We start from the raw sequence: 3,897 nt of genomic DNA, 5'->3' as shown, positions 1-3,897 counted from the left end.
ATGTGGGTCTCGCCCGCGTCTCCCAGCTTGTCGTGGACGGCCTTGAAGAAGGCCGTAAGCTCCTCCTTCTTCCCGGATTGCTGGAACTCTTCAGACGCTTGGTCGTAGATCCGATCATACTGGCTGGCGTTGAGCATCGAGTGGAAGTCCTGCACTGCCGCCTCCCCGAGTTTCATGCCCTTGTGCAGCCCTGTTCCGCATTGGTAGAGGAGATACCCGAACAGTAGCGCGGTCGCCAGCAGAGAGAGTTTCAGCAGGCTTTTCTTCTTGCGCGGCGCCTCTGCTGGTTCGTTTGGAGGGGGAGAAATCGAATAGCCGGTGTCAGCCATCGCAACCTCGACAAGGGGCCTCCACGCTAGGCAGGGATAAAACGCAACGCGCCTTAAGCGGTGGCTTGCGTCGCGAAGGAATTCACCGCCTTTTCCTCGCTGTCGAAGACCTCGAAGACGGTGACCAGTTTGGTGATCTGGAGTTGGTCGCGCACCCGCTGGGTAAGGTTGGCGAGCTTGATCTCTCCGCCGGCCGACCGGGCGGAGGTGTACAGGCCGACCAGGGTGCCCAGACCGCCGCTGTCGATGTAGCTGACGCCACCCAGGTTGAGGACGATCTGGCGGACGGTGGCCAGCATCTCTTTCACCCGCTCGCGCAGCTCCGCCGCTTCTTCCCCGAACACGATGCGGCCCGAGCAGTACACCACGGTCACGCCGTTGACGTTCTTGACCGACAGTTTTAACGCCACAACGCCTCCTACCGGTGCAGCTTGCGGCCCATTTGGCCGCAAGCCTACCGCCCCAGTCGGCCCTTTGCAAGTGCGAACCCGCACTGCGGCGCACCACTTCCCGAGGAGCCGGACGGGGGCACGGTATAATCGGACTTCCCGATGAGCTACCAGGTCCTGGCGCGCAAGTACCGTCCGCAGAGATTCTCCGAGGTGATCGGGCAGGACCACGTCACCCGCACCCTGAAGCACGCCATCGAGCAGGGGCGTGTGGCGCACGGCTACATCTTCAGCGGACACCGCGGGATCGGCAAGACCACCATCGCCCGCATCCTGGCCATGTCGCTGAATTGCCGCTCCAGCGAGAAACCGGTAGCCGAGCCTTGCGGCGTGTGCGACTCGTGCCAGGAGATCCGAGCCGGCAATTCGGTGGACGTCATCGAGATCGACGCCGCCACCAACCGGGGCATCGACGAGATCCGCGAGCTGCGTGACGCCGCCCGCTATCGCCCGGCGCGCGACCGCTTCAAGATCTGGATCCTGGACGAGGCCCACCAGATCACCGATGCCGCCTTTAATGCGCTGCTGAAGACGCTGGAGGAGCCGCCCGGGCACGTCATCTTCATGATGGCGACGACCCAGCCGGAGGACATCCCGCAGACCATCCGCTCGCGCTGCCAGCACTTCTCGTTCCATGCGGTGAAGTTCGACGAGATCGTGGGCCAGCTGCGCGACATCGCCGGCAAGGAGAAGATCAAGGCTGACGACGATGCCCTGGCCATGCTGGCCGAAGCCGGAGACGGCTCGATGCGCGATGCCCTCTCGATCATGGACCAGGCGATCGCTTGCTGCGGCACCACCCTGACGGCGGGTCTGGTGCGCGACCTGGTGGGAGCGGTGCCCGCGGAAGTGCTGGAACAGATGATGCAGGCGGTGGCGCGCAACTCCAGCGAAGAAGTCCTGCGGCTGGTGGACAAGCTGGTAACCGAGGGCCAGAACCCGGCACATTTCGCGCGCCAGATGGTCCGCTTCCTGCGCAACACCACGGTGGCCAAGATCGCGGGACAGGACTCCCCGTTGCTCCAGATCTCCTCCGATGAACGTGCGCGGGTCGGGCGCGTAGCGGAGCTGTTCAGCGAGGAAGACCTTGCGCGCTTCTTGCAGATCCTGTTGCGCACCCACAGCGAACTCGGCTACCGGCAGGAGCAGCGCTTCCACCTGGAGCTGGGGCTGCTGAAGATGGTGCACGCGCAGCGGCTGCTGCCTATTGAGGAGATCCTGAGCGGGGCGACGACAGCGACCGAACGACGGTCCTCTGAAGCACGTCCAGCAGTGGCATCCCCCTTTGTCCCGGCCAAAGGCATGGGAGCGCAGCCGGGGGCGGCTGCGCCACCCCGGCCTTCGCCCTTCGAAGCCGACCGCGCCCGCAAAGAGGGTACGCGCAAACCGGAGATGTCGGTGGAAACGCAGCCTTACAGCCGGGCGGCGACGGCGGTCGCAATCGCCGGAGAGCCCGCTCCCCAGGCGATGCCGGCACCGTTGCCGGCGGCCGGGGATATCCGCGAGGCGGTGCTGGCGGCGTTGGAGAATGCGCGGCAGCAGAGCGTGGTGTCGATGTTGTCGGCGGGAGAGTGGAGCACGCAGGGCGGCGAGGTAGTGGTCCAAGTTGCGGCCGGCGCCAAGTTCGTCGAGATGGCGATGAACGCGGAGGCCAGGCGGGTGGCCAACGAAGCCGCTTCGGCGGCGGCGGCCCGGCCGGTGCGGTTGCGCGTGGCGCCGGGGCAGGCGGTCGCCGAGGCGGCTCCGGCGCGTCCTGCCAATGGCGGTCCGGGGGCGCGGGCGCGGGCCGCCGACGATCCCGTGGTGCGACGCATGCAGGAGAAGTTCGGGGCCGAGATCCGCACCGTCATCGACCATCGCGACAAAGGCCGCTGAACCGGAAGAGATCTGCCATGGGTGGCTTCGATCCGAGAAAGCTCCAGGAGATGATGACGGCGGTCAAGCAGCAGGCCGAGCAGTTGCAGGAGAAACTGCGCCAGACCATCGTCGAGGCATCGGCCGGCGGGGGCACGGTGACCGTGAAGATGAACGGCGCCAAGCAGGTGCTGGCGGTGACCATCGACCCGGAAGCGGTCAAGTCCGGCGATGTCGAGATGCTGCAGGACTTGGTAGTGGCGGCGGTGAACGAGGCCGGGCGCAAGGTGGACGACGCGATGCAATCGAGCCTGGGCGGAATGCTCGGAGGCTTGCAGGGACTGCTCTGATGTCCAAATTTGCCGAGCCGATGGCGCGGCTCATCGAAGAACTGAAGAAACTGCCCGGTGTGGGCTCCAAGAGTGCGCAGCGCCTGGCCTTCCATATCCTGCGCTCCGAGGAGACCGATGCCCAGGCCCTCGCCGGCGCCATCCGCGATGTCAAGAAGAAGCTGCATCTCTGCTCGGTGTGCAACAACATCACCGACGTCGATCCCTGTACCTACTGCTCTAGCCCTACCCGCAACCAGCGGCTGGTGTGCGTGGTGGAGGAACCCACCAACATCGCGGCCATCGAGAAAACCCGTCACTTCAACGGCGTGTACCACGTGCTGCACGGGTCCATCTCGCCGCTGCACGGCGTCGGGCCGGAGCACCTGCGGATCAGCAACCTGATGAAGCGCATCGACCGGGGCGAGGTAGATGAGGTGATCGTGGCCACTAATCCCACGGTCGAAGGCGAGGCCACCGCCGTTTATCTCTCCCAGACCATCCGGCGGCCCCAGCTCAAGGTCACGCGCATCGCCATGGGGATCCCGGTCGGCAGCGACATCGAGTATGCCGACGAAGTCACCATGATCAAGGCCATGGAAGGCCGACGCGAGATCTGATCAATCTGCCTTGTCCTTGGCCCTCAGCGCGTCCCTGGCAGGACCTGGTTCACCGTCTCAATATCCACCAGCCCGTGGCAGCCATAGAGGACCGGTAACACGTGCTTCGGCGGGTGTACGCGCCGCAGCTCCGCGACCCGCTCCGTTCCAGAGCGGTAGGCAGGCAGGTACATGCGGCCGAGCAGGGGGTGGCGTCCCCATGCGCCCGACAGCTTGTCGGCGCGCTCCTCGCTCACCAGGAACTCCCGGCGCAGCACGGCGGCCACTTCTTCTTTCGCCCGGCCCTCGCTCCAGGTGAGATAGGAAGACTGGTTCT

The 3,897-nt window shown here is 65.4% G+C and carries 6 protein-coding genes; 3 read left to right on the top strand and 3 right to left on the bottom strand.

The genetic code is table 11. The features are described from left to right. Both VMS96_13265 and VMS96_13260 read right to left on the bottom strand, forming a co-directional pair. Positions 1 to 329 (bottom strand): hypothetical protein (locus VMS96_13265; protein ID HVP44396.1); only part of this gene is annotated, 329 nt, incomplete at its 3' end. 53 nt (positions 330 to 382) lie between these two features. Then, positions 383 to 739, bottom strand: a complete 357-nt coding sequence (locus VMS96_13260) for an STAS domain-containing protein (protein ID HVP44395.1) — start codon at positions 737 to 739, stop codon at positions 383 to 385. 141 nt (positions 740 to 880) lie between these two features. On the opposite strand from VMS96_13260, the gene dnaX reads away from it, so the two are divergent. Genes dnaX through recR form a run of 3 tightly spaced genes read left to right on the top strand, consistent with a single transcriptional unit; the run spans position 881 to position 3,581 of the window. After that, on the top strand, positions 881 to 2,653 hold the full coding sequence (gene dnaX / locus VMS96_13255) for a DNA polymerase III subunit gamma/tau (GenBank protein HVP44394.1): 1,773 nt from the start codon (positions 881 to 883) through the stop codon (positions 2,651 to 2,653). Between the two features lie 17 nt (positions 2,654 to 2,670). Beyond that, complete coding sequence (locus VMS96_13250; protein HVP44393.1) at positions 2,671 to 2,982, top strand: YbaB/EbfC family nucleoid-associated protein; 312 nt, start codon at positions 2,671 to 2,673, stop codon at positions 2,980 to 2,982. Beyond that, positions 2,982 to 3,581, top strand: a complete 600-nt coding sequence (gene recR / locus VMS96_13245; protein ID HVP44392.1) for a recombination mediator RecR — start codon at positions 2,982 to 2,984, stop codon at positions 3,579 to 3,581. Before VMS96_13250 ends, recR begins: the two co-directional genes overlap by 1 nt. Positions 3,582 to 3,604: 23 nt before the next feature. Here the strand turns inward: recR and VMS96_13240 are convergent. Next, positions 3,605 to 3,897, bottom strand: a 293-nt coding sequence (locus tag VMS96_13240; GenBank protein HVP44391.1) for a hypothetical protein, incomplete at its 5' end; no start/stop codon positions are given.

The sequence above is a fragment of the Terriglobales bacterium genome, from assembly GCA_035543055.1.
Lineage (GTDB): Bacteria > Acidobacteriota > Terriglobia > Terriglobales > Acidobacteriaceae > JAIQFD01.
Note: the sequence above shows the minus strand (reverse complement) of the source record. Positions and strands in the feature narration are given on the sequence as shown.

What these genes read in the sequence shown, in the direction of transcription:
- dnaX (HVP44394.1), top strand. Translation starts at nt 881, where the DNA reads ATGAGCTACCAGGTCCTGGCGCGCAAGTACCGTCCGCAGAGATTCTCC.
- VMS96_13250 (HVP44393.1), top strand. Translation starts at nt 2,671, where the DNA reads ATGGGTGGCTTCGATCCGAGAAAGCTCCAGGAGATGATGACGGCGGTC.
- recR (HVP44392.1), top strand. Translation starts at nt 2,982, where the DNA reads ATGTCCAAATTTGCCGAGCCGATGGCGCGGCTCATCGAAGAACTGAAG.